Consider the following 20,502-nt stretch of genomic DNA (forward strand, 5'->3'; position numbering starts at 1 on the left):
AATATGGCGGTGAGAGAGGGGTTCGAACCCTCGATACGCTTTCGCGTATACACACTTTCCAGGCGTGCTCCTTCAGCCACTCAGACACCTCACCGTGGCGTCACACTGCTTAGCAGTGCAACGGGGCGCTACTATAGGGAGACAAGCCTGTTGGGTCAAGGATTATTTAGCGCGAGCAAACTGGATGACCAGGACTTCATCAATGTGCTGATTTATTGTTCATAAATGCGGTGGGCAGGGGAAATTCAGGAAGAAATATTGGAAAACGGCAGGCAATGATTTTTGTCCCATAACGAAAAAGGGCCCAGATTTTCATCTGGACCCTTTCGCATAATATGGCGGTGAGAGAGGGGTTCGAACCCTCGATACGCTTTCGCGTATACACACTTTCCAGGCGTGCTCCTTCAGCCACTCAGACACCTCACCGTAGATTCCGTCAACACGCTGTGCTGCGGAATCGGCGCTAATGTAAGGAAATACCGGCCCAGCGTCAACCCTCTTTTTCATTAATCGATGCGTTTAGCGAAAATTAAAGCAATTTGCTGATTTATAGCGCAAATTTCGGCATTTATTCAGCGCAGGATGCGTAAAGGCCGTCGACGTTTATATCAGTCACTCGCCGCCATGCCCGTTTTGGCGGCTAAAACGGCAAAGTAAGGCGATTTATGTTTTGAAAGGAATTAATGCTGGGAATTTGGCATTAAGCAACGGTATAACAGGAGCCGGTCAAAAAGGGAGAGCACCAAAATCCGCCGCCTTTTTCATCATTTTTCACCATTGATATTCATCTTATCAAGCCGGCTTTCAGGGCTTCACAACAAGGCAGTACAGGGGTTTTACGTGAGTCTTTCAGAAAAAACATTATCGCCACGCGCGGCGGTACCGGCGGGGTCCGGTGCGCTGTTCTTTATCCAGACCTTCTCCACGCTGGGTTTCGCCGTGCTGTATTCCACGCTGGTGCTGTACGCAACCAAACGTCTCGGGTTTAGCGAAAATCAGGCCAACGCCATCATGGGCGTGTTCGGTGCGTTCAACTATGGGCTGCACATGTTTGGCGGCTATCTTGGCGGGCGCTATCTCAGTAACCGTAACCTGTTTGTATTGGGCATGGTGTTGCAGGTCATCGGCTGCGCGCTGATTGCCGAAGCGGGCGTCACCGGACTTTACTGGGGGCTGGCCATGTTCCTGACCGGCAGCGGGCTTAACGTGACCTGTCTGAACATGATGCTGACCCAGCGCTTTGCCCCGGACGACGACCGCCGCGAGTCTGCATTCCTGTGGAACTATGCGGGCATGAATCTCGGCTTCTTCATCGGTTTCGCGGTAGCGGGCTATTTTCAGCTGAGCGAGAACTATCGCGCGCTGTTCCTGTTCGCCACGCTCGGCAACGCGCTGGCCATTGCCGTGACCCTGTCGCGCTGGAAAATCCTCAAGGATATCAACACGCCGCTTAAACAGGTCACTACGCGACAGTTTATTCAGCGCATGCTGGTGGGCATCGCGATTCTTGTGGTGCTGGTGCCGATTATTCGTATCTTGCTGACGCACGCGGCCTTCAGCAGCTATTTTGTGGTGAGTCTCGGCATAGTGATTTTCCTGATAATGGGTCTGGTTACGTCGCGCCATCGCCCGCAGGACGAAAAAGGGCGCATGGTTGCCTATCTGCTGCTCGCCGCCGGGTCGCTGGTATTCTGGACCCTCTATCAGCTTGCGCCTATGGGACTGATGCTGGTTCGTTGAGCACAACATCAATCTGACCGTCTATGGCGTGCGGGTTGCCCCCAGTGGATTCAGAACATCAATACCGTCGTGATTGTGGTTGGCGGCCCGCTGATGGCGCTAGGGTTCACGCGTCTGCGTCAGCGCGGATGGAACATCGACGTGCCGTTGCAGTTTGCCGGTGCGCTGTTCTGTATTGGTCTGGGCATGCTGGTGCTGCCGGTTGGCATCCATTTAGCGGGCGGCGACGGGCTGATGGCCCTGAAATGGATAGTCATCAGCTATGTGTTGCAAAGCGTCGGCGAACTGATGATCTCGCCTATTGGCTACGCCATGATTGGCAAGCTGGCCCCGACGCGCTATCAGGGCGTGATGATGGGCTGCTGGATGATGGTCACGGGCGTCGCGTCCGTGCTGGCAAGCTATGTCTCCGGCCTGATGCCCACCAACAGCGGCAGTACGCCTGCGTTGACCAATCCGGGTTACAGTCAGGTCTTTGGCATGCTGGGCTGGGGCTCGGTCGCGACCGGTGTCGTGCTGGTCCTGCTTATCCCCACGCTGCGCCGACTGATTCAGCGCGTTCCCGGCTAATCGTTTTCGAAAACTTCCTCTTCATTAAGGCCCTGTTGATCAGGGCCTTTTTTTAATCAATTTTTCGCAAACAAAGGTTGCATCCACAGGGATTTTAGAGGGAATCTAGCAGAGCAAAGGAGGCAACATCATGAACATCTTATTCTTTCATCCTACATTTGATTCAAAACAATGGATTGATGGCATTCATCGCCGACTTCCCCAAGCCAACGTGCGCGCCTGGCATCGCGGCGACACGCAACCCGCCGACTACGCGCTGGTATGGCATCCGCCTCAGGAGATGCTGGCTCCCCGCCATACTCTGAAGGGCATTTTCGTGCTTGGCGCGGGTGTGGATGCCATTTTGACGCAGGAACAGCGCAATCCGGGCACGCTGCCTGCGGGTGTGCCGTTGATTCGTCTTGAAGACACCGGAATGGCCCTGCAAATGCAGGAATACGCGCTGGCAAGCGTGCTGCGCTATTTCCGTCGGCTGGACGAATATCAATTGTTCCAGCAGCAGAAACAGTGGCGGCCGCTGGCGGCGCATCAACATAGCCAGTTCACCGTCGGGCTTCTTGGCGCAGGGGTGCTGGGCAATGCCGTGGCGGATAAACTTATCGACCTCAAGTTCAAGGTGCGCAGCTGGAGCCGCAGCCCGAAATCTCGCGAGGGCGTCGACAGTTTTCACGGCAACGATCAACTTCATGATTTTGCAGGCGGCTGCAAGCTGTTGATTAATCTTCTGCCCAATACGCCGCAGACCGCCGGGATTCTCAATAGGAACCTGTTTGCCCGGCTGAGCCAGCACGCTTATCTCATTAACCTCGGACGCGGCATGCATCTGGTCGATGGCGACCTGTTACGCGCGCTCGACAGCGGACAAATCGCTGCGGCAACCCTCGATGTATTCAACGATGAACCGCTGCAACGCATGCATCCCTTCTGGTCTCACCCGCGTGTGACCGTTACGCCGCACATTGGTGCCGATACACTGCCCGACGAGGCGATGGACAGCATTGTCGCCAATATTCAGGCTATCGAGGCGGGGCGTGAACCCAGTGGTGTGGTCGACCGCACGCGCGGCTACTAGTTGAATTTCGCGATACCCCGTTTAACGCGTGTCAATCCGGCCGCCAGCCTTTGCACGCAGGCGGCTTTAAACACCCGTTTGCCCCCGGAAAGTCGGTATTTTTTGAAAAATCAGGAACAGCATGATCAAATTAAGTGGAATATTGCGCTGTAAAACGCAGGAAGAATCGGATCTTGTGCAGCGCCTGCTGGCGGAACATACGCGGCTTACGCATCAGGAATCAGGATGCATCGCCTTCGAGGTCACGCTAACGGCCGATCCGCTTGTCTGGCAGGTCGAGGAGTTATTTAGCAGCAAGCAGACCTTTGCCGCGCATCAGACAAGAACGCAAAACGCCGTCTGGGGCATCGAGACGCGCGCAATCACTCGTGAGTATGAAATTTCCGAAGTAGACCCCGCGGCGTAATCAGCGCGTCGGGAATAAAGTGAATGCGCCGGTGAAACATGTGGCGACCTCTGGTCGTGGTCATATTTCATCGGCGAATAAAAAGTATGCCGCGAAAAAAAGAATCGCGAATTTATAAAAGTCCTGATATCAGCGGGCCGCTTATTTGTGCAGCGCCAAACCTTTAATCACTTTATCGACGGCTTTTTTGGGTCCCCTGACAGCCAGACCGACCAGATTCATCGCGTCTGCATTTTCGGCGAGAAAGGCCTGCCGATTGGCTTCGTCATGGCCGGTTGAAAACATCGCGTGGACATAGGGAATTAGCGTCAGTTCCCGCTCAAGGCCCTTGCGGTGCGCGGTTTGAAGGGCATCCAGGTCGGCTTCGAAAGCCAGCATGGGCTGTCCCAGCATCTTCCCGTAATGATTGCCTCTGGCATCGATATAAGGTTCGCCCATCATTTCAGGGGCAGCGGAAGCAATGCCCGTTGCCAGAAAGGCGGCAACGTTCAGTCGCTGCCAGACGGCCAAATCATCACGGATAATCAGCGCCACTTTTGTATCAAACATTGAAAATGCACTCCTCTCGTCAATTCGAGAAGCTATTTTCGGCAAGGGAAGGGCGGCGGTATAGAAGATTTGAGCACTGTTGCTGATAGGCCATCGGCGTAATTCTGTAGGCGCGCTGAAACCAGCGGCCCAAATGACTCTGGTCGGAAAAGCCGACCTGCGCGGCAACCCGTGCCGGACTGTTGCCCTGCGACAATAATAGGCGCGCCGTGCGCAGTCGTAATCTTACAAGATAGGCGTGAGGCGATTGGCCAAAAAATTTTTGAAACTGTCGTGTCAGGCGAAAACGGCTGATCCCGGCATAACGGGCAATATCGTCAAGCCCCATATCCTGATGCATGCAGTCATGCAGATAATCTTTTATACGACTCATCTGAACATAATCTTTATTCGATGGCAGGGCCGGTTGCGGCGCAATATGCCGGGCCAGCAAATCGAGCAGCCTGTCGAGACACTGATCGCGGGCCAGCCGACCTTCATCATGATGGATGGCGGCAAAAGCCTGCTGTATGGCGGTATTCAACTGGAGATCGTCGGTGAGCGTTGCACGAAAGGCAGACTGTAAATTCGATGCATCCCCCAGATTTCGACGCTGCAACATCTCGTTAAGCCACGCCTGCGGCAGATAAAGCATGGAATAGGTGAAGCCTTCGGGCGTCGGCGCGTGGCCGTCATGAATGACCTCCGGCTCGATAAGAATGACTTTTCCGGGACTGCTGGTGTGCAGTTTTCGATGACAACTGAATTGCTGCAAACCTTGATGGGTAACGCCGACCAGCATTTCGTTATGGTCGTGAGGGTCGTAGGCATGGCCCCGAAAATGCGCATGGACACTTTCGATACCCGTTTCGTTATCCCGATGCAGGTTTAACCAGTCGTTGCTTGATGAGCTCTTCATGTTCACTCCAAAATGCGTCGCCACGTTCAGGCAAGGCAGCGAGACGTTTCCGTCCATCATTTAACAACGAAATGAATCTATAATAAACACGGCGTGAACCGCGACGTAACCAAGGCATTCGCGTCTTTCTCGCCGGTTTGCGGCGTTTCTGTCAAGGCGAGGGCGCATGGCAATTGCAGAAATGCCGGAACTGTGACATCGTCTCGCAAATTATTGTTTTGCCAACCTGAGTCAGGTTCTTATCATGAATGAATTTTCTATCGTTTGCCGCGTACTCGGCACTCTGTTTTACCGTCAGCCGCAGGATCCCTTGCTGGTTCCGCTGTTTGGTCTGATTCAACAGGGCAAGCTGCGTGAGCATTGGCCGCTGGAGCAGGATGCGCTGCTGATTCGTTTGCAGCAGAGCGCCGATCCGCAGGCCCTGTCTTCCGAATTCAACCATCTGTTTGTCGGTACAGAATGTGCCGTGTCGCCTTATCGCAGCGACTATGTGGAAGAGGGCGCAGACTCCGAACTTGAGGTGCGTACTTTCCTGCAACAGCGCGGCATGCCGCTTGGCGATGCACCGGCCGACCACTTCGGCTCGATGCTGCTGGCCGCTTCCTGGCTTGAAGATCAGTCGCAGGAAGATGAAGCCGCCGCGCAAATCGCCCTTTTTGACGAGTTTATGTTGCCGTGGTGCGGCAAATTCCTCGGCAAGGTCGAAGCGCACGCCACCAGCGGATTCTATCGTACGCTGTCTGAAATCAGCCGTGAAGCCATCACCGCGATGCGCGATGAACTGGAAGAAGCGCTGCCTGAAGATATCGAAGACAGCGAAGAAGACGAGCAGTAACAAAAAACGCCTGAGCCAAAGCCCAACGACGGGCATGACTCAGGCGCTATCCCTGTCTATTCGGTAAACGGGATGACCAGTTCACCCGGTTTGACTTCCAGCCCCTTCGCCAGACGTTTTGCCATCGCCTCCGATTTACTGTGATCGCCGCTCAGCACATAGGCGGGACGCTGATCAAAATAGGATTTCAGCGACTGGTTCAGATACGGCATGAGATTCTGCATCACGGACGCCATCTTCTCCGGCTTGACCGTGTAGTCAGTGACTTCCATATCTTTCAAATAGATAGCCCCTTCCTCTTTATTGAATACCGGTGTTGCCTTTAACGTTAGCGTCATGTCGGCCTTCTGCGAGCCAAACAGCGAATTGACATCGAGATCGGCGTTGCCGGAAAGCGTGACTTTGCCCGGTTCGGCACGGCCAATCTGACTGCTGAGGTCGCTTAAATTAATGCGCGCCTCAACCAGGCCGGGCACGCCAAGCTGTTTCTGAAAGTTATTGTGTTTTTGCAGATAATTATTCACTTCCTGCTCACTGACCGTGTATTGGGTGAGCTGGTTGCATCCGGCAAGCAGGCCGGCAATGATCAGGGCAAAGGCCCCTAAAAGTAACTTTCTCATGACATCCTCAATGACAATTTCAAGGCGCCTAGTATGCCCTGTTTGCAAAAGAGGAGGGAAGGATATCAAGGTATAGAAAAGTAAGGGTCGCACCGAAAGTGCAACCCCAGGCAGGACGTTTAGCTGGCGATACTGGTTAACAGATTGATTTGCGTCTGTTTAGCCATGTTGTCGCGGTAAGCCAGCACGCGGGTCGGCAGCTCGATACCTTTTACAATCGACAGCGAGCGCAGCACCGGGAACAGATGAATATCATCCTCGGACAGCTCGCCGTTAACGGCATTCGGCTCTTTGATTAGCTTGTCGAGATCGCGCAGATCCTGATTGATCTTCTTCACAAGCCCCGGTGAATGCTGTAGATGCTCTTTGAAATCTCCGATGGTGGCCTGTTTTTTATCGGTGAAATAGTGGCGCGCCTCTGGCGTGGCGAACTCTTCAAAAGGTGCCGCAGCAAAACGTGGCAACAGCAGTCTCTGCGTATATTCGGAAACATGGCGTATCCAGGCGGCGACCTGGGCGCTCAATGGGCCGGTCAGCAGCGGCTGGCGATCGGATTTATCAATGTACTGAACGATGTCCATGCTCTCGGGCATAAAGCTGCCATCCTCTTTTTGCAGGATAGGCACGGCTTTTTTGCCAATCATTTTGGTGGGCGTGGCTTCGTCATCGTTGAGCAGGGTGTTGACCTGAACAGGAAGATTTTTCAGGCCGAAGATCATGCGGGCTTTCACACAGTATGGGCAGTGTTCGTAAACAAATAACTTCATGATACGTTGCTCCTTTTTATCCCGGCCAAGGGGTGTAGGGAAGGTCGCTTGGCCGTTGTCTCTTCAATCACCAGAGATGTCTCAATCATTAAGTATGGTGAAGTTTTCCATGAGATCAAACGCACCGTCCTTAATAAGGATTGCTCCTAGAGTCCGCGTTCGCCGAGCATCGCCGGTTCGATACGCCGCCGTTGAAATTGCCAGTACAGGCCGAGTAGCGTGACAAGGCCTATGAGGGCGAGCAGCAGCCACGGCAGTTGCGGAAGCTGCAATGCGCGACCGGTGTCATACATCCAGCCGCCGCCGGTGTAGCCGAGAGCGCCGCCGAGCGCCAGACCCAGTCGGCTGAACCCCATGTAACTGCCGCGTGCGCGTGCATCGGCTAGCGAGGCGCCAAGGGTTTCGCGTGCCGGTTCGGCAATAATATTGCCGATATAAAACAGGCCAATCAGCAGCAGCAGCGGGTTGAGGCCGCTGACCATGCCGACGGGCAGCAGGCTGAGCGTCATGATGAGTAATCCGCACATCAGGCGCTTTTCCAGACTGAAATGTTTTTCACTCCAGCGGGCGAGCGGATAAAGCAGGGTCAGTGACAGCACGGCTTCGATGGCGTACATCCATTTCACGGCGGTGGGCGTGCCGGCCATATCGTTGACCGCAATCGGCAGCATCAGCATCACCTGTACGGTCAGCATGTAATAACCGGTTAACGTCAGCACGTAACTCAGAAAACGTTTGTCCCGCAGCACTCGCAGCATGCCTTCACGCATGGGCGCGCGACCGGCGGAGAGGCGATAGGCCGGAAGAAACAGGGCATTGAACGCGGCCGCCAGAATAAATAGCCCGGAACCGGTCCAGCAGACGTAGTGGAAATCGTATTGCAGCAACCAGCTGCCGATAAGCGCGCCCAGTACCGCACCGGCGCTGTCTTGCATCATCAGCAGCGAGAAAAAGCGGCTGCGCTCATGCGGGCGGATAAGCTTGATGACCAGCGCGGTGCGAGGCGGGTCGAACAAGGTGCCGCCCAGGCCGGAGAGAAAGCAGGAGCAGAGCAGGATCCAGGGCGCGTCGGCCAGCGCCATGGTGGCAAAACCGGCCGCGCGCAGCAGCAGGCCGGTGATTATCATCGGCTTGGCACCAAATCGGTCGGCAATGGCGCCGCCGAAAATGCCGAGGCCCTGCTGAGTGAGTTGCCGTACGCCGAGCGCCATTCCCACGGCCATCGCCGCCCAGCCGAGTTGATCCACAAAGCGAATCGAAATCAGCGGAAAGACCACAAAAAAACCCAGAATGACGACAGCGTTATCAAATAACAGAAAAAACTTTCCCAAGCTACGCGCTTGCGATACCAGAGTCATGCGTCACCCTGAGCCATTAAGGCATCCGTTGCGAAAGATGCAGAGGGGTTAAATAATCAGCTTTAGTCTGAACCGGAAAAATTTATTTAGATAGTGTGCTATTAATAATATTTTTTTATCGTCAATAACCGTTTGGACTGGCAAAATCAGAGGCGAATTGCCGAAGGAAATAAATAATTCAAGGTTGGATTCAGCATGGCACCTTGGCCTCGGCTATGATGCAGAGAGAGGCGGTGCGGAATCGATAAGTTCAGGAATAAAAAAGGTCTCTGTTTCCAATAAATTGTTCTTATCAAGCCGTACAAAATGTGGAGGAAAGGGATGTTTGGCTATCGATCGGCGGCACCTAAGGTGCGGCTCACAACAGACAGGATGGTGTTGCGGCTGGTGTATGAGCGCGACGCGCATCGTTTGGCAGATTATTACACGGAAAACCGCGCCTTTCTGAAACCCTGGGAGCCTATCAGGGATGAAAGCCACTGTTACCCTTCCGGCTGGCAGGCTCGTCTTGGCCTGATAAACGACATGCAAAAGCAGGGGACGGCCTATTACTTTCTTCTGCTGGACCCCGACGAGAATCATGTTCGCGGCGTGGCGAATTTCAGCAACGTGCTGCGTGGCTCTTTCCATGCCTGTTTCCTCGGCTATTCGCTGGGCGAACAGTGGCAGGGGCAAGGGTTGATGCATGAGGCGCTCCAGTCACTCATTCGCTATATGCAGCGCCAGCAACGGATCCACCGCATCATGGCCAACTATATGCCGCACAATCATCGCAGTGGCGACCTGCTGACGCGCCTCGGCTTCGAGCGGGAAGGGTATGCCAAAGATTATCTGCTTATTGACGGCAAATGGCAGGACCACGTGCTTATGGCGCTTACCGACCCGCAATGGCAACCGCCGCGATAAGGACATCAATCATGAAAATAGAATTCAGCGCCAAAGAGGCGCGGGTTATCGGCTGTATGCTGGAAAAACAGGTCACGACGCCCGAGCAGTATCCGCTGAGCCTGAACAGTCTCACCACGGCCTGCAATCAGAAAACCAATCGTGACCCCGTGATGGAGCTTTCCGAATCCGACGTGCAGCAGACGCTGGACATCCTGCTGCGCAAGCATCTCATTCGCTCCGTCAGCGGCAGTCGGACGATGAAATACGAACACCGTTTCTGCAACTCCGAGTTTGGCAATCTTAAATTTTCCCCCGCCGAGGTGGCGTTGGTCAGCACCTTGCTGCTGCGTGGCCCGCAGACGGCGGGCGAGTTGCGCACCCGCACCCAGCGGCTGCATGATTTTGCCGATGTGGGCGAAGTCGAAGAGACGCTCGACGCATTGGCCAGTCGCGAAGATGGCCCGTTCTGCGTGCGTCTGTCGCGCGAGGCAGGCAAACGGGAAAGCCGCGTTATGCATCTTTTTAGCGGCGCAGTCAGTGATGCTGCCGAAGACGAGACGTCTGGCGCTGTCGCGCTTTCCGTTGAATCCCGCGATGCCCTGTCCGAGCGCGTCGCCATGCTGGAAACCGAGGTCGCCGAACTCAAAGAGCGACTGGAACATCTGCTGGAAAGACTGGCCGACTAAGGAGCCAAGCATGAACAAACCGCGTATCGGCGTCGTCGGGTTGGGCGGTATCGCGCAGAAAGCCTATTTGCCCATTCTGTCGCAGGCCACCGACTGGACCTTGCAGGGCGGATTCTCTCCCAGTCCGGCCAAGGCACAGACGGTCTGCGAGAGTTACCGTTTCCCGTGTTATTCAACGCTTGATGCACTCGCCCGCGATTGCGATGCCGTGTTTGTACACAGCAGCACCGCGTCCCATTTTGCCGTCGTCGCCGAGTTGTTAAAGGCGGGCGTTCACGTTTATGTCGACAAACCGCTGGCGGCCACGCTTTCCGAGGCCGAACAGCTGGTGGAGATGGCGGCGCGCTGCGGTAAAACCCTGATGGTGGGGTTTAATCGCCGCTTTGCGCCGCTGTATATCCAGTTGAAAACTAAACTGGCGCAGAACGCGCATCAGTCTGCCTCCCTTCGTTTCGACAAGCATCGCGCCGACAGCGTAGGGCCGCAGGACTTTGCCTTTACGTTGCTTGATGACTATCTGCATGTCGTCGACACCGCGCTGTGGCTGGCCGATGCACAAGGCGAGCCGATTGCGGGGCAGGTCGATGTCAATTCGCAGCAGCAGCTCCTTTATGCCGAGCATCAGTTTCTGTCAGGTAACACCCGAATTACCACCTCGATGCATCGCCGCGCCGGAACGCAGCGCGAATCGGTGCAGGCGGTGTGCGACGGGGCGTGGTATCAGGTTGATGACATGCGCCACTGGAAACAGGAACAGGCCTCGGGAATAAGCGAACAGCCGATCGCCGGATGGCAGACTACGCTTGCCCAGCGCGGATTCGAGGGCGCGGTTCGGCATTTTATCGACTGCATTCATAATCAGATCGTGCCGCAAACCAGCGGCGAGCAGGCGCTGAGGGCGCAACGGGTGATTGAAAATTTAATAACGAACCAGCGATAAGTCCGAGAATTCCGCAGGGGACACAATATATAACAACTGCCTGTAGCTATTGTATTTTTGATACGTAGACTATACGCACTTTCGAACCTTGCCGGCGCCGCAAAACGGTTTCCCGGCCACAAGAAAAAGTCTCATGAATCTATTGAAGTCTCTAGCCGCCGTCAGTTCAATGACGATGTTTTCCAGGGTACTCGGCTTTGCCCGCGATGCCATTGTTGCCCGCGTTTTTGGGGCAGGCATGGTAACCGATGCCTTTTTCGTTGCCTTCAAGCTCCCCAATCTTCTGCGCCGTATCTTTGCCGAAGGCGCATTTTCACAGGCCTTTGTGCCTATTCTGGCCGAATATAAAAGCCAGAAGGGGGAGGAAGCGACACGAACCTTTATCGCCTTCGTCTCTGGTCTGTTAACGCTGGTGCTGGCGCTGGTCACCCTTGCCGGGATGTTTGCCGCGCCGTGGGTCATTTATGTCACTGCCCCCGGATTTGCCGATACGCCGGACAAGTTCGCCTTGACCTCGGCGCTGCTGCGCGTGACTTTCCCGTATATTCTGCTTATCTCTCTCGCGTCTTTGGCGGGGGCGATTCTCAATACCTGGAACCGTTTCTCGATACCGGCCTTTGCGCCGACGTTGCTTAACGTCAGCATGATCCTGTTCGCGCTGTTTGCCGCGCCGTATTTTCATCCGCCGGTGATGGCGCTGGCGTGGGCGGTGGTGGCGGGCGGTGTGCTGCAACTGGGCTATCAGCTTCCCCATCTAAAGAAGATAGGCATGCTGGTGCTGCCGCGCCTCAACTTGAAAGATGCGGGCGTTTGGCGTGTCATGCGCCAGATGGGGCCTGCCATTCTGGGCGTGTCGGTTAGTCAGATTTCGTTGATTATCAACACCATTTTCGCCTCGTTTCTGGTGTCCGGCTCTGTCTCGTGGATGTATTACGCCGACCGTTTGATGGAGTTTCCGTCGGGCGTGCTGGGTGTGGCGCTAGGCACCATTCTGCTGCCTTCGCTTGCGCGCAGTTTCTCCAGCGGCAACCATAAAGAGTACAACCGCCTGATGGACTGGGGTCTGCGTCTGTGCTTCCTGCTGGCGCTGCCAAGCTCGGTGGCGCTGGGGATTCTGGCGAAACCGCTCACTGTCGCGCTGTTCCAGTACGGCAAATTCAGCGCATTCGATGCCTCGATGACGCAGCGTGCGCTGGTGGCCTATTCGGTCGGTCTGATGGGCCTTATCGTGGTCAAGGTGCTGGCACCGGGTTTTTACTCGCGTCAGGACATCAAGACGCCGGTTAAAATCGCAATCATCACCTTAATCATGACGCAGCTTATGAACCTGGCGTTTATCGGTCCGTTGAAACATGCCGGCCTTTCACTGTCGATTGGTCTGGCGGCCTGCCTGAACGCTTCGCTGCTCTACTGGCAACTGCGTAAACAGGATATCTTCCAGCCGCAGCCGGGTTGGGCCAGTTTCCTTGTGCGCCTGATTATTGCCGTGCTGGCGATGTCTGCGGCATTGATAGGCATGATGTATGTGATGCCGGACTGGTCGGTAGGCGGCATGACGATGCGCCTGCTGCGTCTTGCGGGCGTCGTGGTTGTCGGGGTGATAGTCTACTTCGGCGCGCTCGGACTGCTCGGCTTCAAGGTGAAGGATTACGCCCGAAGCTGAATTTGCAGCAATAAAAAAGGCCGCATTGCGCGGCCTTTTTCGTTTTTGTGGCTGATTACATGCGCTCGACGGTGTCGATGCCCAGTGTATCCAGACCGGTTTTCAGCGTTCTCTGGGTCAGCAGCGCCAGTTTCAGGCGGCTGTTGCGAACGGTTTGATCTTCCACGTTCAGAATCGGACAGTCTTCATAGAAGCCCGAGAACAGACCGGCCACGTCATAGAGATAGGCGCACATCATGTGCGGAGTCCCTTCGCGGGCTACGGTGGTCAGCACTTCTTCGAACTGCAGCAGACGGGTTGCCAGCGCGGTTTCGCGGTCTTCGGTCAGCACCATTGGCTGCGTCAGGCTGTCTACATCGATATCGGCACGTTTGAAGATAGACGCGACGCGGGTGTAGGCATACTGCATGTAAGGCGCGGTATTGCCCTCAAACGCCAGCATGTTGTCCCAGTCAAAGATGTAGTCGGTGGTACGGCTTTTGGAAAGGTCGGCGTATTTAATCGCGCCGATACCGACGGCATTCACCAACTGTTCCAGTTCTTCGTCAGGCAGATTCGGGTTCTTGGACAGAATAAGTTCACGCGCGCGAACAATGGCTTCATCCAGCAAATCGGAAAGCTTGATGGTGCCGCCCGCGCGGGTCTTGAACGGTTTGCCGTCTTTGCCCAGCATCATGCCGAATGCGTGATGTTCCAGCGCAACGGAATCCGGAACATAACCGGCCTTGCGCACGATGGTCCACGCCTGCATCAGGTGCTGATGCTGACGGGAGTCGATGTAATACAGCACACGATCGGCACCCAGCGTCTCGTAGCGATACTTGGCGCAGGCAATATCGGTCGTGGTATACAGATAGCCGCCATCCTTTTTACGGATGATAACGCCCATCGGGTCGCCGTCCTTGTTCTTGTACTCGTCGAGATAAACCACGACGGCACCTTCGCTGTCGACCGCCAGACCCTTGTCCTGCAAATCGGAAACGATGCCCGGCAGCATGCTGTTATAGAGGCTTTCACCCATAACATCATCGCGCGTCAGCGTCACGTTCATGCGGTCGTAGGTAATCTGGTTCTGCTTCATGGTAACGTCAACCAGCTTGCGCCACATTTGCAGGCAATACTCGTCGCCGCCCTGAAGTTTCACCACATAGTTACGTGCACGTAGCGCAAAGGCCTCGTCTTCATCGTAATTTTTCTTGGCTGCGCGATAGAACTCTTCGAGGTCGGACAGCTTCATCTCGGCGGCACTTTCGTTCTGCACTTTCTCGAGATAGGCGATGAGCATACCAAACTGCGTACCCCAGTCGCCGACGTGGTTGGCGCGGATCACTTTATGACCCAGCAGTTCGTTGGTACGGGCCGCGGCGTCACCGATGATGGTCGAACGAATATGGCCGACGTGCATCTCTTTGGCGACGTTCGGTGCGGAATAGTCGATGACGATGGTCTGCTGTTCAACCGGGGAGATACCCAGTTTCGGGTCGGCGAGCGCGGCGTCGGCGTTGGCGGCTACGAATCCGTTATCCAGGAAGATATTGATAAAGCCCGGACCGGCTATCTCGATTTTGGAGGCGATACCGGAAAGATCCAACAGTTCCACTACTTTTTCTGCCAGTTGTCGCGGAGGCATTTTCAACGTTTTCGCTACGGACATCACGCCATTGGCTTGATAGTCACCAAACTGTGCTTTTGCAGACTGGCGAACCTGAGGTTCACAGTCCGAAGGGGCACCAGCAGCAACGAGTGCCTGGCAAACTTTTTCTGAGAGAAGGGCCTGTATATTCACCGGAGTACCTTAAATGACTAAACATAGAACACCGCAGGGGTGCCAACTGATTGACTGGCAGCGACGTACATTGCACACGAATTGGCCCATTGTTCGCCCCTGACTAAATTGATGGGCTTTTATAACATATTCGCCCCGTTGAGTCAGTAACAGGCGCGGCATTATCCCCTTCATCCGGCTGCTATTAGCGCCTGAATCGGCGCGCGAAACTGGCAACTCGGCAGGGGCTTGTGTAAATTAAGCGCCCGGCCATCCAGAGAGGAAAAATCATGACAAACATAACCGCCGTGGCGGAATTAGCAGACCTGGTGGCAGACTTGCCGCGTTTTAATCAGCTTTTAAACGCTTTTGCACAAAAATTGCAGCTGAATCTGGCCGATTTTCATGCCGATCACATCTCCGTGCGCTGCCATCAAAACACGACGGCCGATCGCTGGCGCACGGGCTTTGCACAGTGCGGTACGCTTTTGAATGAAACCGAAATCAATGGCCGCCCGATTTGCCTGTTTGACCTGCCCGAGCCTTTGAAAGTCGGCCCGTGGGACATTGACTTGATTGAACTGCCTTATCCGGGCGACAAGCGCTATCCGCACGAAGGTTGGGAACACGTCGAACTGGTTTTGGGCGGCGGCGCAGAGGGATTTTATGCCCGGGCCTTGGCGTGTCTGGCAGACGACGCGCTGGTAGCGCCGGGCATCAAGCTTAAACAGAGCGCGCCCAAGGGCGAGAATGAACGCCTGCCGAATCCGACGCTGGCCATCACCGACGGCACTCTGACCATCAAGTTTCACCCGCACAGCCTGCGCGAGATAGTCGCCAGCGAACGCGACGCGGATTAACGGGCGGCCAGCGCGGCTTCCATGCGGTCCAGTGCTTTCTCAAGCAGCGCGCGTCGGCAACCCAGATTGATTCTGACGAAATCCGGAGCACCAAAATCTCTGCCGTCCGACAACCCGACGCCCGCCTGCAGGAAGAAGCGGTAAGGGGAGTCGAGACCTGCGGCGGAGGCATCGATCCATCCGAGATAAGTGCCCTCGATGGGCAGCATTTTCAGGCCGGGCATCGCGTTGATACGGCGCAACGCCAATTCATGATTACCGCGCAGATACTCCAGTTGCGCCGTCAGCCAACTTTCATCTTCTGCGTAGGCCGCCTGCGCCGCCACATAGGCCAGCACATTGACGTGAGGCACGATGCCGCGCGCCGTGTGGGCAAATTTACGCCGCAGTGCCTCGTTGGGAATAATCGCCATCGACGCACCCAACCCCGCGAGATTAAAGGTTTTGGACGGCGACATCAGCGTAATGCTGCGCTGGGCCGCCTCTTCGTTCAACGACGCAAAGGGTATATGCCGACACTGCCGCTCAAGCAGCAAATCGCAGTGAATCTCGTCGGAACACACTGTTAAATCATGACGCGTTGCAAAATCGAGTTGCGCGAGCAATTCGTCTCGACGATACACCGTGCCGCCGGGATTGTAGGGATTGCAGAGCATCAACAATTTTTCACTGCCGTCGAGTTGCGCCTCGACATCGTTAAAATCCGTAACCCAGCGATGATTCACCGCTCTGGCGGACACGGCGCGATATTGTCGCCCCTCTGACTGCGCCGCCTCCATAAAAGGCGGATACAGCGGCGAGGGCAGAATACTGCTCTGCTGCTGCGTTGTGCAGGTGCGCACCGCAAGATTCAGGCCGCAGACCAGGCCCGGCAGCCAGACAATCCATTCAGGTTTGATTTCCCAGTCATAGCGCGCCTGCATACGCGCGACGACATGTTCGACAAGTGCGGGCGGGGTAAAACCGTAGCCAAAAACGCCTTCGGATACTCGTCTATGCAGCGCATCGACAACCCTCTGGGGAGCGATGAAATCGGTATCGGCCACCCATAAAGGGATCACCTCTTTATCTCGATATTTGTTCCACTTAACGCTATCGGTGTGACTGCGGTCGACCCAATCATCAAAATTGAATGTCATAGTGAGATTTTCCAGGCAGGCGAATGGACAGGGTGCTCATACATGAGCCTACGCGACATGGCCCCTTACAAACAAGTGTTGTAGCATGGGCGGATACTCAGGAGAAAGCATGACAAAGTTAGAAGTCTGTTGTTACAGCGTGGACTGTGCGTTAACTGCCGAGCTTGCCGGGGCGGATCGCGTGGAACTTTGCGCAAGCCAGGCCGATGGCGGCATCACACCCAGTTATGGCACCTTGAAGCTGGCGCGAGAAGAGGTCGGTATTCCCGTGCATCCCATCGTCAGGCCGCGCGGCGGCGATTTCTGCTACAGCCAGAGTGAATTCGACGTGCTGAAAAGCGACATCGCCTGTATCCGCGACCTGGGTTTTCCGGGGGTAGTCGTCGGCATGCTGGACGCCGAAGGACACATCGACGTCACGCGAATGTGGGAGGTCATGGCGCTGTGTGGCGAGATGCAGGTGACGTTCCATCGCGCTTTCGACATGTGCGTCAACCCCAAGATTGCGCTGGAGCAACTGACCCAGCTTGGCGTGGCACGCATTCTTACCTCCGGGCAGCAGCAGAATGCCGAAGTCGGAATTTCAATGTTACGGGAACTAAACAATCTAACGCGCGGTCCAATCATTATGGCGGGTGCGGGCGTTCGTTTAACCAACCTGCAAAAGTTCGTTGATATCGGCATTACCGAACTGCACAGTTCGGCCGGACGTCAGGTACTTTCCGCCATGCGTTACCGCAAAGCCGGTGTAACCATGAGTTCCGATACGGATTTCGATGAATTCAGCCGCTATTGCGTCGATGGCGATATTGTAGCCGCCATGAAAAACGCATTGAATTTTGACGATCCGGTGAGCCAACTGGCATAAACCAGCAGGGCACACCGCATCTCTCCCCGATTTTTGGGTCTCACGACCCTTTTGCGTCGCCCTGCGCAAGTACCAGGCCCCGTCATCTTGTCGGGGCTTTTTTTATGTAAAATAATGAGTTAGTTCAAGTTTTCAGATGCCGGGTGACAGATTGGAACTTTAAGGACGAATTCATTCGTTTCAAGAAACTTGGGCTTCTCTTTGCCACTCTTTCTTGTGCCAAAATTAACCGATCCCCACGGAGTCTTTTTCAGGTCGGTTTAATAAGGGTATTGCATCGATCGGTTGCACTCACCGCCAAGGACGGGCGCTATCAGCCTACCTTGAGCTGAAAGCAAGTTTTGCCGCAAAGCATAAAAACAGACCACCCGTGACCCGATCCATCCATTTAATCACATTGCTTTTTGTCAGCATGCCGGACGCAAAATGCGTGGACATAATAAGTATTAGTGACCAGAGCGTGCCTATAAGGACATGAATGCCAACCAGTAAAAACGTCCAGATGAAGGGGGAGTGCCCGACAGGGATGAATTGGGGTAAAAACGAGACATAGAAAATGCCTATCTTGGGGTTGAGGACATTCCCGAGCATTCCTTTGATGAACCAGTTTCCAGCTGGCGCTGCATTGATGCCCTGACTGAATGACAACCGTGGGCGTATCAGCAACTGAATACCCAGCCAGCCAAGATAGATTGCGCCAAAAATTTTAAGCGTGGTGTAGGCTAGCTCAGAAACTGACAGTAAGGCCCCCAGACCCAATGCGACGAGCGCACCCCAGATTAAGCAGCCAGTATCAATTCCGAGTGCTGCCTGAAACGCTTTTTTTCCGCCCTCGGCACAAGCTGTGCGAAGGATGAGTGCTGTATCAAGACCGGGAGTGAGCGTAAGTAATAGCGCCGCGAAGGAGAAAGCAAGAAGTGAATCCGTAACAGACATTTTCTTTATCCGAAAGTGTGAATTTTAACCATTTAATAAAATCCAATCAATTTTTTGCGGAATTTTTATTTTAAATCACAACCAATTGCACATGGAATGAGCCTCATAGGGATGAAAGCAGGTTGCTGAAATCCATGCTTTTCAATGTAACGTCCGCTTATCGCTGCACGCAGACCCTTCCCGTCAACACATCCGCCTTGTATCAATAGCGACCTGAACGGTTATGACAAAATCATCATGACATTAGCCCGTAAAGGCTATACGATTTATATATGTAACGTAACGGATTGTATATCTATGGGAATCGTAAAAATTTCGGATTTGCTGCATGAAGACGTTCGTGATGCCAGCAAGGCCATGTCGCGTTCAGTCAACGCGCAAGCAGAATACTGGATCCGCCTGGGTATGATGAGCGAGCTGTATCCGGAGCTTAATTATCAGCAAATCAAATTGATGATGCTGAAATCAGGCTCCGACCGTTTAATGGAGATGATCAATGCCATCAATTCCCATTAAAACCGCCGATGAACTTGCTCGTCAGCGTCATGCCGGGGCATTGCTTGCTCGCGTATTCGAGATGTTGGACACGTTTATTGTGCCGGGAGTAACTACCCTTGACATAAATAATCGCGCAGAAGCATTTATTGTCGAAAACTTGCAGGCGCGTCCTGCCAGTAAAGGGCAATATGGTTATCCTTATGTGCTGAACACGTCCGTCAATGAAGTGGTCTGCCACGGCGTCCCCAAAGCAAACGAGCACCTGAAATCGGGCGCTATCGTTAATGTAGACATCACCCTCGAGAAAGAGGGGCTGATTGCTGATTCCAGCAAAATGTATTTGATAGGCGACGTTTCGCCTCAGGCTCGGCGATTGGTCAAAAAAGCTGGGAAGCCATGTGGCTGGGCATTAAAGCGGTCAAACCGGGTGTTAAACTGGGGGATATCGGACACGCCATTCAGAGTTACGTCGAAAAAAACGGGTACAGTGTAGTCAGGGAATATTGCGGGCACGGCATCGGCAAGGAAATGCATGAAGAACCGCAGGTATTGCACTACGGCAAAGCCGATACGGGCGTGGTGTTAAAGGAGGGAATGGTTTTTACCCTCGAACCCATGGTCAATCAGGGCGACAGCAAAATAAAAACCAAAAAAGACGGCTGGACAGTGGTGACCCGTGATAAAAACTCTCGGCCCAGTGGGAACACACCATCGCCGTGACCGCGCAGGGTTTTGAAGTCTTGACGCTGCGTAAAGACGAGATCATTCCAGACCACATTATTTAAAACATTATTTCTGAAGATTGAAACCGAGTAAACCGCAGAGGAACTGTGCCATGACCCCCTTTCATCAACTTGATGCCATCAGCCTGAGTGGTCAGCTTATTTCTATGGCCGACTATGCCGGAAAACTGGTTCTTGTGGTTAATACCGCGAGCCATTGTGGTTTCACGCCGCAATACGCAGGCCTCGAAGCGCTATATAAGAAATACGCCGCCGAGGGGTTGATGGTTCTTGGTTTTCCCTGCAATCAGTTCGGGAAGCAGGAACCCGGCGATGCCAACGAAATCGCACAGACCTGTCACATCAATTACGGGGTAAGTTTCCCGATGTTCGAGAAAGTGGAAGTTAACGGTCCCGCAACGCATCCCGTGTTTCGTCTTTTGAAGGATGAATTGCCCGGCGTACTGGGCGGGCGAATCAAATGGAATTTTACCAAGTTTCTTATCGGACGTGACGGCATACCGCTCAAGCGTTTTGCACCGGTTTCAACTCCGCAAAAAATGGAATCCGCCATCCTTGCTGCACTTTGAAGCAAGTTATTCCTGAAATGCGGCCCGTTTGTCGTTATGAGCGGCAACCCTTTCGCGATGTGTAAATCGTCTGGAAATAATCTGCTTCCAACAAAATCCTGATACTGATTGTATTAAGGTGTTCGCTTGCCT

Annotated in this window: 19 protein-coding genes, 2 tRNA genes and 2 pseudogenes; 13 read left to right on the plus strand and 10 right to left on the minus strand. The window is 54.2% G+C overall.

Annotated elements, in window-relative coordinates:
• Positions 1-4 precede the first annotated feature (4 nt).
• Together O1V66_RS04150 and O1V66_RS04155 are read right to left on the minus strand one after the other, a co-directional pair.
• Positions 5-94 (minus strand) — tRNA-Ser (locus O1V66_RS04150).
• 242 nt (positions 95-336) lie between these two features.
• A tRNA-Ser gene (locus O1V66_RS04155) sits at positions 337-426 on the minus strand.
• Between the two features lie 414 nt (positions 427-840).
• Here O1V66_RS04155 and O1V66_RS04160 point away from each other — a divergent pair.
• The 3 genes and pseudogenes from O1V66_RS04160 to O1V66_RS04170 all read left to right on the plus strand — a co-directional run bounded on the left by O1V66_RS04160 (position 841) and on the right by O1V66_RS04170 (position 3,788).
• Positions 841-2,310: pseudogene (locus tag O1V66_RS04160) on the plus strand (peptide MFS transporter).
• Between the two features lie 130 nt (positions 2,311-2,440).
• Complete coding sequence (gene ghrA, locus O1V66_RS04165) at positions 2,441-3,382, plus strand: glyoxylate/hydroxypyruvate reductase GhrA (RefSeq protein ID WP_045047046.1); 942 nt, start codon at positions 2,441-2,443, stop codon at positions 3,380-3,382.
• Between the two features lie 121 nt (positions 3,383-3,503).
• Positions 3,504-3,788 (plus strand): putative quinol monooxygenase, encoded by a 285-nt coding sequence (locus O1V66_RS04170; RefSeq protein ID WP_045047045.1) that lies wholly within the window; start codon positions 3,504-3,506, stop codon positions 3,786-3,788.
• A gap of 141 nt (positions 3,789-3,929) precedes the next feature.
• On the opposite strand, the gene O1V66_RS04175 is transcribed toward O1V66_RS04170, so the two are convergent.
• On the minus strand, positions 3,930-4,337 hold the full coding sequence (locus O1V66_RS04175; RefSeq protein WP_045047044.1) for a DUF2000 domain-containing protein: 408 nt from the start codon (positions 4,335-4,337) through the stop codon (positions 3,930-3,932).
• Between the two features lie 19 nt (positions 4,338-4,356).
• Positions 4,357-5,235, minus strand: a complete 879-nt coding sequence (locus O1V66_RS04180) for an AraC family transcriptional regulator (RefSeq protein ID WP_045047043.1) — start codon at positions 5,233-5,235, stop codon at positions 4,357-4,359.
• 244 nt (positions 5,236-5,479) lie between these two features.
• Between O1V66_RS04180 and O1V66_RS04185 the strand changes: the two genes are divergently transcribed.
• Positions 5,480-6,070, plus strand: a complete 591-nt coding sequence (locus O1V66_RS04185) for a TorD/DmsD family molecular chaperone (protein ID WP_045047042.1) — start codon at positions 5,480-5,482, stop codon at positions 6,068-6,070.
• A gap of 56 nt (positions 6,071-6,126) precedes the next feature.
• On the opposite strand, the gene O1V66_RS04190 is transcribed toward O1V66_RS04185, so the two are convergent.
• From O1V66_RS04190 to mdtH, 3 genes are all read right to left on the minus strand, one after another.
• On the minus strand, positions 6,127-6,690 hold the full coding sequence (locus O1V66_RS04190; protein WP_045047041.1) for a lipoprotein: 564 nt from the start codon (positions 6,688-6,690) through the stop codon (positions 6,127-6,129).
• Positions 6,691-6,809: 119 nt separating this feature from the next.
• A complete protein-coding gene (gene grxB, locus O1V66_RS04195; protein WP_045047040.1) occupies positions 6,810-7,457 on the minus strand; it encodes a glutaredoxin 2 in 648 nt (215 codons plus the stop codon).
• Between the two features lie 146 nt (positions 7,458-7,603).
• A complete protein-coding gene (gene mdtH / locus O1V66_RS04200; protein WP_045047039.1) occupies positions 7,604-8,815 on the minus strand; it encodes a multidrug efflux MFS transporter MdtH in 1,212 nt (403 codons plus the stop codon).
• Positions 8,816-9,136: 321 nt separating this feature from the next.
• On the opposite strand from mdtH, the gene rimJ reads away from it, so the two are divergent.
• The 4 genes from rimJ to murJ all read left to right on the plus strand — a co-directional run bounded on the left by rimJ (position 9,137) and on the right by murJ (position 12,992).
• Positions 9,137-9,721 carry a ribosomal protein S5-alanine N-acetyltransferase gene (gene rimJ / locus O1V66_RS04205; RefSeq protein ID WP_045047038.1) on the plus strand — a complete coding sequence of 195 codons (585 nt, stop codon included), beginning with the start codon at positions 9,137-9,139 and terminating at the stop codon, positions 9,719-9,721.
• 11 nt (positions 9,722-9,732) lie between these two features.
• Positions 9,733-10,389: a DUF480 domain-containing protein gene (locus O1V66_RS04210; protein WP_045047037.1), complete on the plus strand. Its 657-nt coding sequence runs from the start codon at positions 9,733-9,735 to the stop codon at positions 10,387-10,389.
• 10 nt (positions 10,390-10,399) lie between these two features.
• Positions 10,400-11,329 carry a Gfo/Idh/MocA family protein gene (locus O1V66_RS04215; protein WP_045047036.1) on the plus strand — a complete coding sequence of 310 codons (930 nt, stop codon included), beginning with the start codon at positions 10,400-10,402 and terminating at the stop codon, positions 11,327-11,329.
• Between the two features lie 133 nt (positions 11,330-11,462).
• Entirely contained in the window at positions 11,463-12,992 is a 1,530-nt protein-coding gene (gene murJ / locus O1V66_RS04220; protein WP_045047035.1) for a murein biosynthesis integral membrane protein MurJ, read from the plus strand.
• A gap of 55 nt (positions 12,993-13,047) precedes the next feature.
• On the opposite strand, the gene argS is transcribed toward murJ, so the two are convergent.
• A complete protein-coding gene (argS, locus tag O1V66_RS04225) occupies positions 13,048-14,778 on the minus strand; it encodes an arginine--tRNA ligase (RefSeq protein WP_045047034.1) in 1,731 nt (576 codons plus the stop codon).
• Positions 14,779-15,047: 269 nt separating this feature from the next.
• Between argS and O1V66_RS04230 the strand changes: the two genes are divergently transcribed.
• Positions 15,048-15,617 carry a VOC family protein gene (locus O1V66_RS04230; RefSeq protein WP_045047033.1) on the plus strand — a complete coding sequence of 190 codons (570 nt, stop codon included), beginning with the start codon at positions 15,048-15,050 and terminating at the stop codon, positions 15,615-15,617.
• Here O1V66_RS04230 and O1V66_RS04235 read toward each other — a convergent pair.
• On the minus strand, positions 15,614-16,756 hold the full coding sequence (locus tag O1V66_RS04235; RefSeq protein ID WP_269128128.1) for a MalY/PatB family protein: 1,143 nt from the start codon (positions 16,754-16,756) through the stop codon (positions 15,614-15,616). The genes O1V66_RS04230 and O1V66_RS04235 overlap by 4 nt on opposite strands.
• 109 nt (positions 16,757-16,865) lie before the next feature.
• On the opposite strand from O1V66_RS04235, the gene cutC reads away from it, so the two are divergent.
• Positions 16,866-17,624, plus strand: a complete 759-nt coding sequence (gene cutC / locus O1V66_RS04240) for a copper homeostasis protein CutC (protein WP_045047031.1) — start codon at positions 16,866-16,868, stop codon at positions 17,622-17,624.
• Positions 17,625-17,942: 318 nt separating this feature from the next.
• Here cutC and O1V66_RS04245 read toward each other — a convergent pair whose 3' ends face one another.
• Positions 17,943-18,560 carry a LysE family translocator gene (locus O1V66_RS04245; protein WP_045047030.1) on the minus strand — a complete coding sequence of 206 codons (618 nt, stop codon included), beginning with the start codon at positions 18,558-18,560 and terminating at the stop codon, positions 17,943-17,945.
• Between the two features lie 297 nt (positions 18,561-18,857).
• Here O1V66_RS04245 and O1V66_RS04250 point away from each other — a divergent pair, with 297 nt between their 5' ends.
• From O1V66_RS04250 to O1V66_RS04260, 3 genes and pseudogenes are all read left to right on the plus strand, one after another.
• Positions 18,858-19,076, plus strand: coding sequence for a ParD-like family protein (locus O1V66_RS04250; protein ID WP_045047029.1), 219 nt, complete (start codon positions 18,858-18,860; stop codon positions 19,074-19,076).
• Positions 19,057-19,843: pseudogene (map, locus tag O1V66_RS04255) on the plus strand (type I methionyl aminopeptidase). The gene O1V66_RS04250 and the pseudogene map overlap by 20 nt, the downstream one beginning before the upstream one ends.
• A gap of 50 nt (positions 19,844-19,893) precedes the next feature.
• Complete coding sequence (locus O1V66_RS04260; protein ID WP_045047027.1) at positions 19,894-20,370, plus strand: glutathione peroxidase; 477 nt, start codon at positions 19,894-19,896, stop codon at positions 20,368-20,370.
• The last annotated feature ends 132 nt before the right edge of the window (positions 20,371-20,502 follow it).

This window comes from Rouxiella chamberiensis, from assembly GCF_026967475.1.
GTDB lineage: Bacteria > Pseudomonadota > Gammaproteobacteria > Enterobacterales > Enterobacteriaceae > Rouxiella > Rouxiella chamberiensis.

What these genes read in the sequence shown, in the direction of transcription:
- ghrA (WP_045047046.1), top strand. Translation starts at nt 2,441, where the DNA reads ATGAACATCTTATTCTTTCATCCTACATTTGATTCAAAACAATGGATT.
- O1V66_RS04170 (WP_045047045.1), top strand. Translation starts at nt 3,504, where the DNA reads ATGATCAAATTAAGTGGAATATTGCGCTGTAAAACGCAGGAAGAATCG.
- O1V66_RS04175 (WP_045047044.1), bottom strand. Translation starts at nt 4,337, where the DNA reads ATGTTTGATACAAAAGTGGCGCTGATTATCCGTGATGATTTGGCCGTC.
- O1V66_RS04180 (WP_045047043.1), bottom strand. Translation starts at nt 5,235, where the DNA reads ATGAAGAGCTCATCAAGCAACGACTGGTTAAACCTGCATCGGGATAAC.
- O1V66_RS04185 (WP_045047042.1), top strand. Translation starts at nt 5,480, where the DNA reads ATGAATGAATTTTCTATCGTTTGCCGCGTACTCGGCACTCTGTTTTAC.
- O1V66_RS04190 (WP_045047041.1), bottom strand. Translation starts at nt 6,690, where the DNA reads ATGAGAAAGTTACTTTTAGGGGCCTTTGCCCTGATCATTGCCGGCCTG.
- grxB (WP_045047040.1), bottom strand. Translation starts at nt 7,457, where the DNA reads ATGAAGTTATTTGTTTACGAACACTGCCCATACTGTGTGAAAGCCCGC.
- mdtH (WP_045047039.1), bottom strand. Translation starts at nt 8,815, where the DNA reads ATGACTCTGGTATCGCAAGCGCGTAGCTTGGGAAAGTTTTTTCTGTTA.
- rimJ (WP_045047038.1), top strand. Translation starts at nt 9,137, where the DNA reads ATGTTTGGCTATCGATCGGCGGCACCTAAGGTGCGGCTCACAACAGAC.
- O1V66_RS04210 (WP_045047037.1), top strand. Translation starts at nt 9,733, where the DNA reads ATGAAAATAGAATTCAGCGCCAAAGAGGCGCGGGTTATCGGCTGTATG.
- O1V66_RS04215 (WP_045047036.1), top strand. Translation starts at nt 10,400, where the DNA reads ATGAACAAACCGCGTATCGGCGTCGTCGGGTTGGGCGGTATCGCGCAG.
- murJ (WP_045047035.1), top strand. Translation starts at nt 11,463, where the DNA reads ATGAATCTATTGAAGTCTCTAGCCGCCGTCAGTTCAATGACGATGTTT.
- O1V66_RS04230 (WP_045047033.1), top strand. Translation starts at nt 15,048, where the DNA reads ATGACAAACATAACCGCCGTGGCGGAATTAGCAGACCTGGTGGCAGAC.
- O1V66_RS04235 (WP_269128128.1), bottom strand. Translation starts at nt 16,756, where the DNA reads ATGACATTCAATTTTGATGATTGGGTCGACCGCAGTCACACCGATAGC.
- cutC (WP_045047031.1), top strand. Translation starts at nt 16,866, where the DNA reads ATGACAAAGTTAGAAGTCTGTTGTTACAGCGTGGACTGTGCGTTAACT.
- O1V66_RS04245 (WP_045047030.1), bottom strand. Translation starts at nt 18,560, where the DNA reads ATGTCTGTTACGGATTCACTTCTTGCTTTCTCCTTCGCGGCGCTATTA.
- O1V66_RS04250 (WP_045047029.1), top strand. Translation starts at nt 18,858, where the DNA reads ATGGGAATCGTAAAAATTTCGGATTTGCTGCATGAAGACGTTCGTGAT.
- O1V66_RS04260 (WP_045047027.1), top strand. Translation starts at nt 19,894, where the DNA reads ATGACCCCCTTTCATCAACTTGATGCCATCAGCCTGAGTGGTCAGCTT.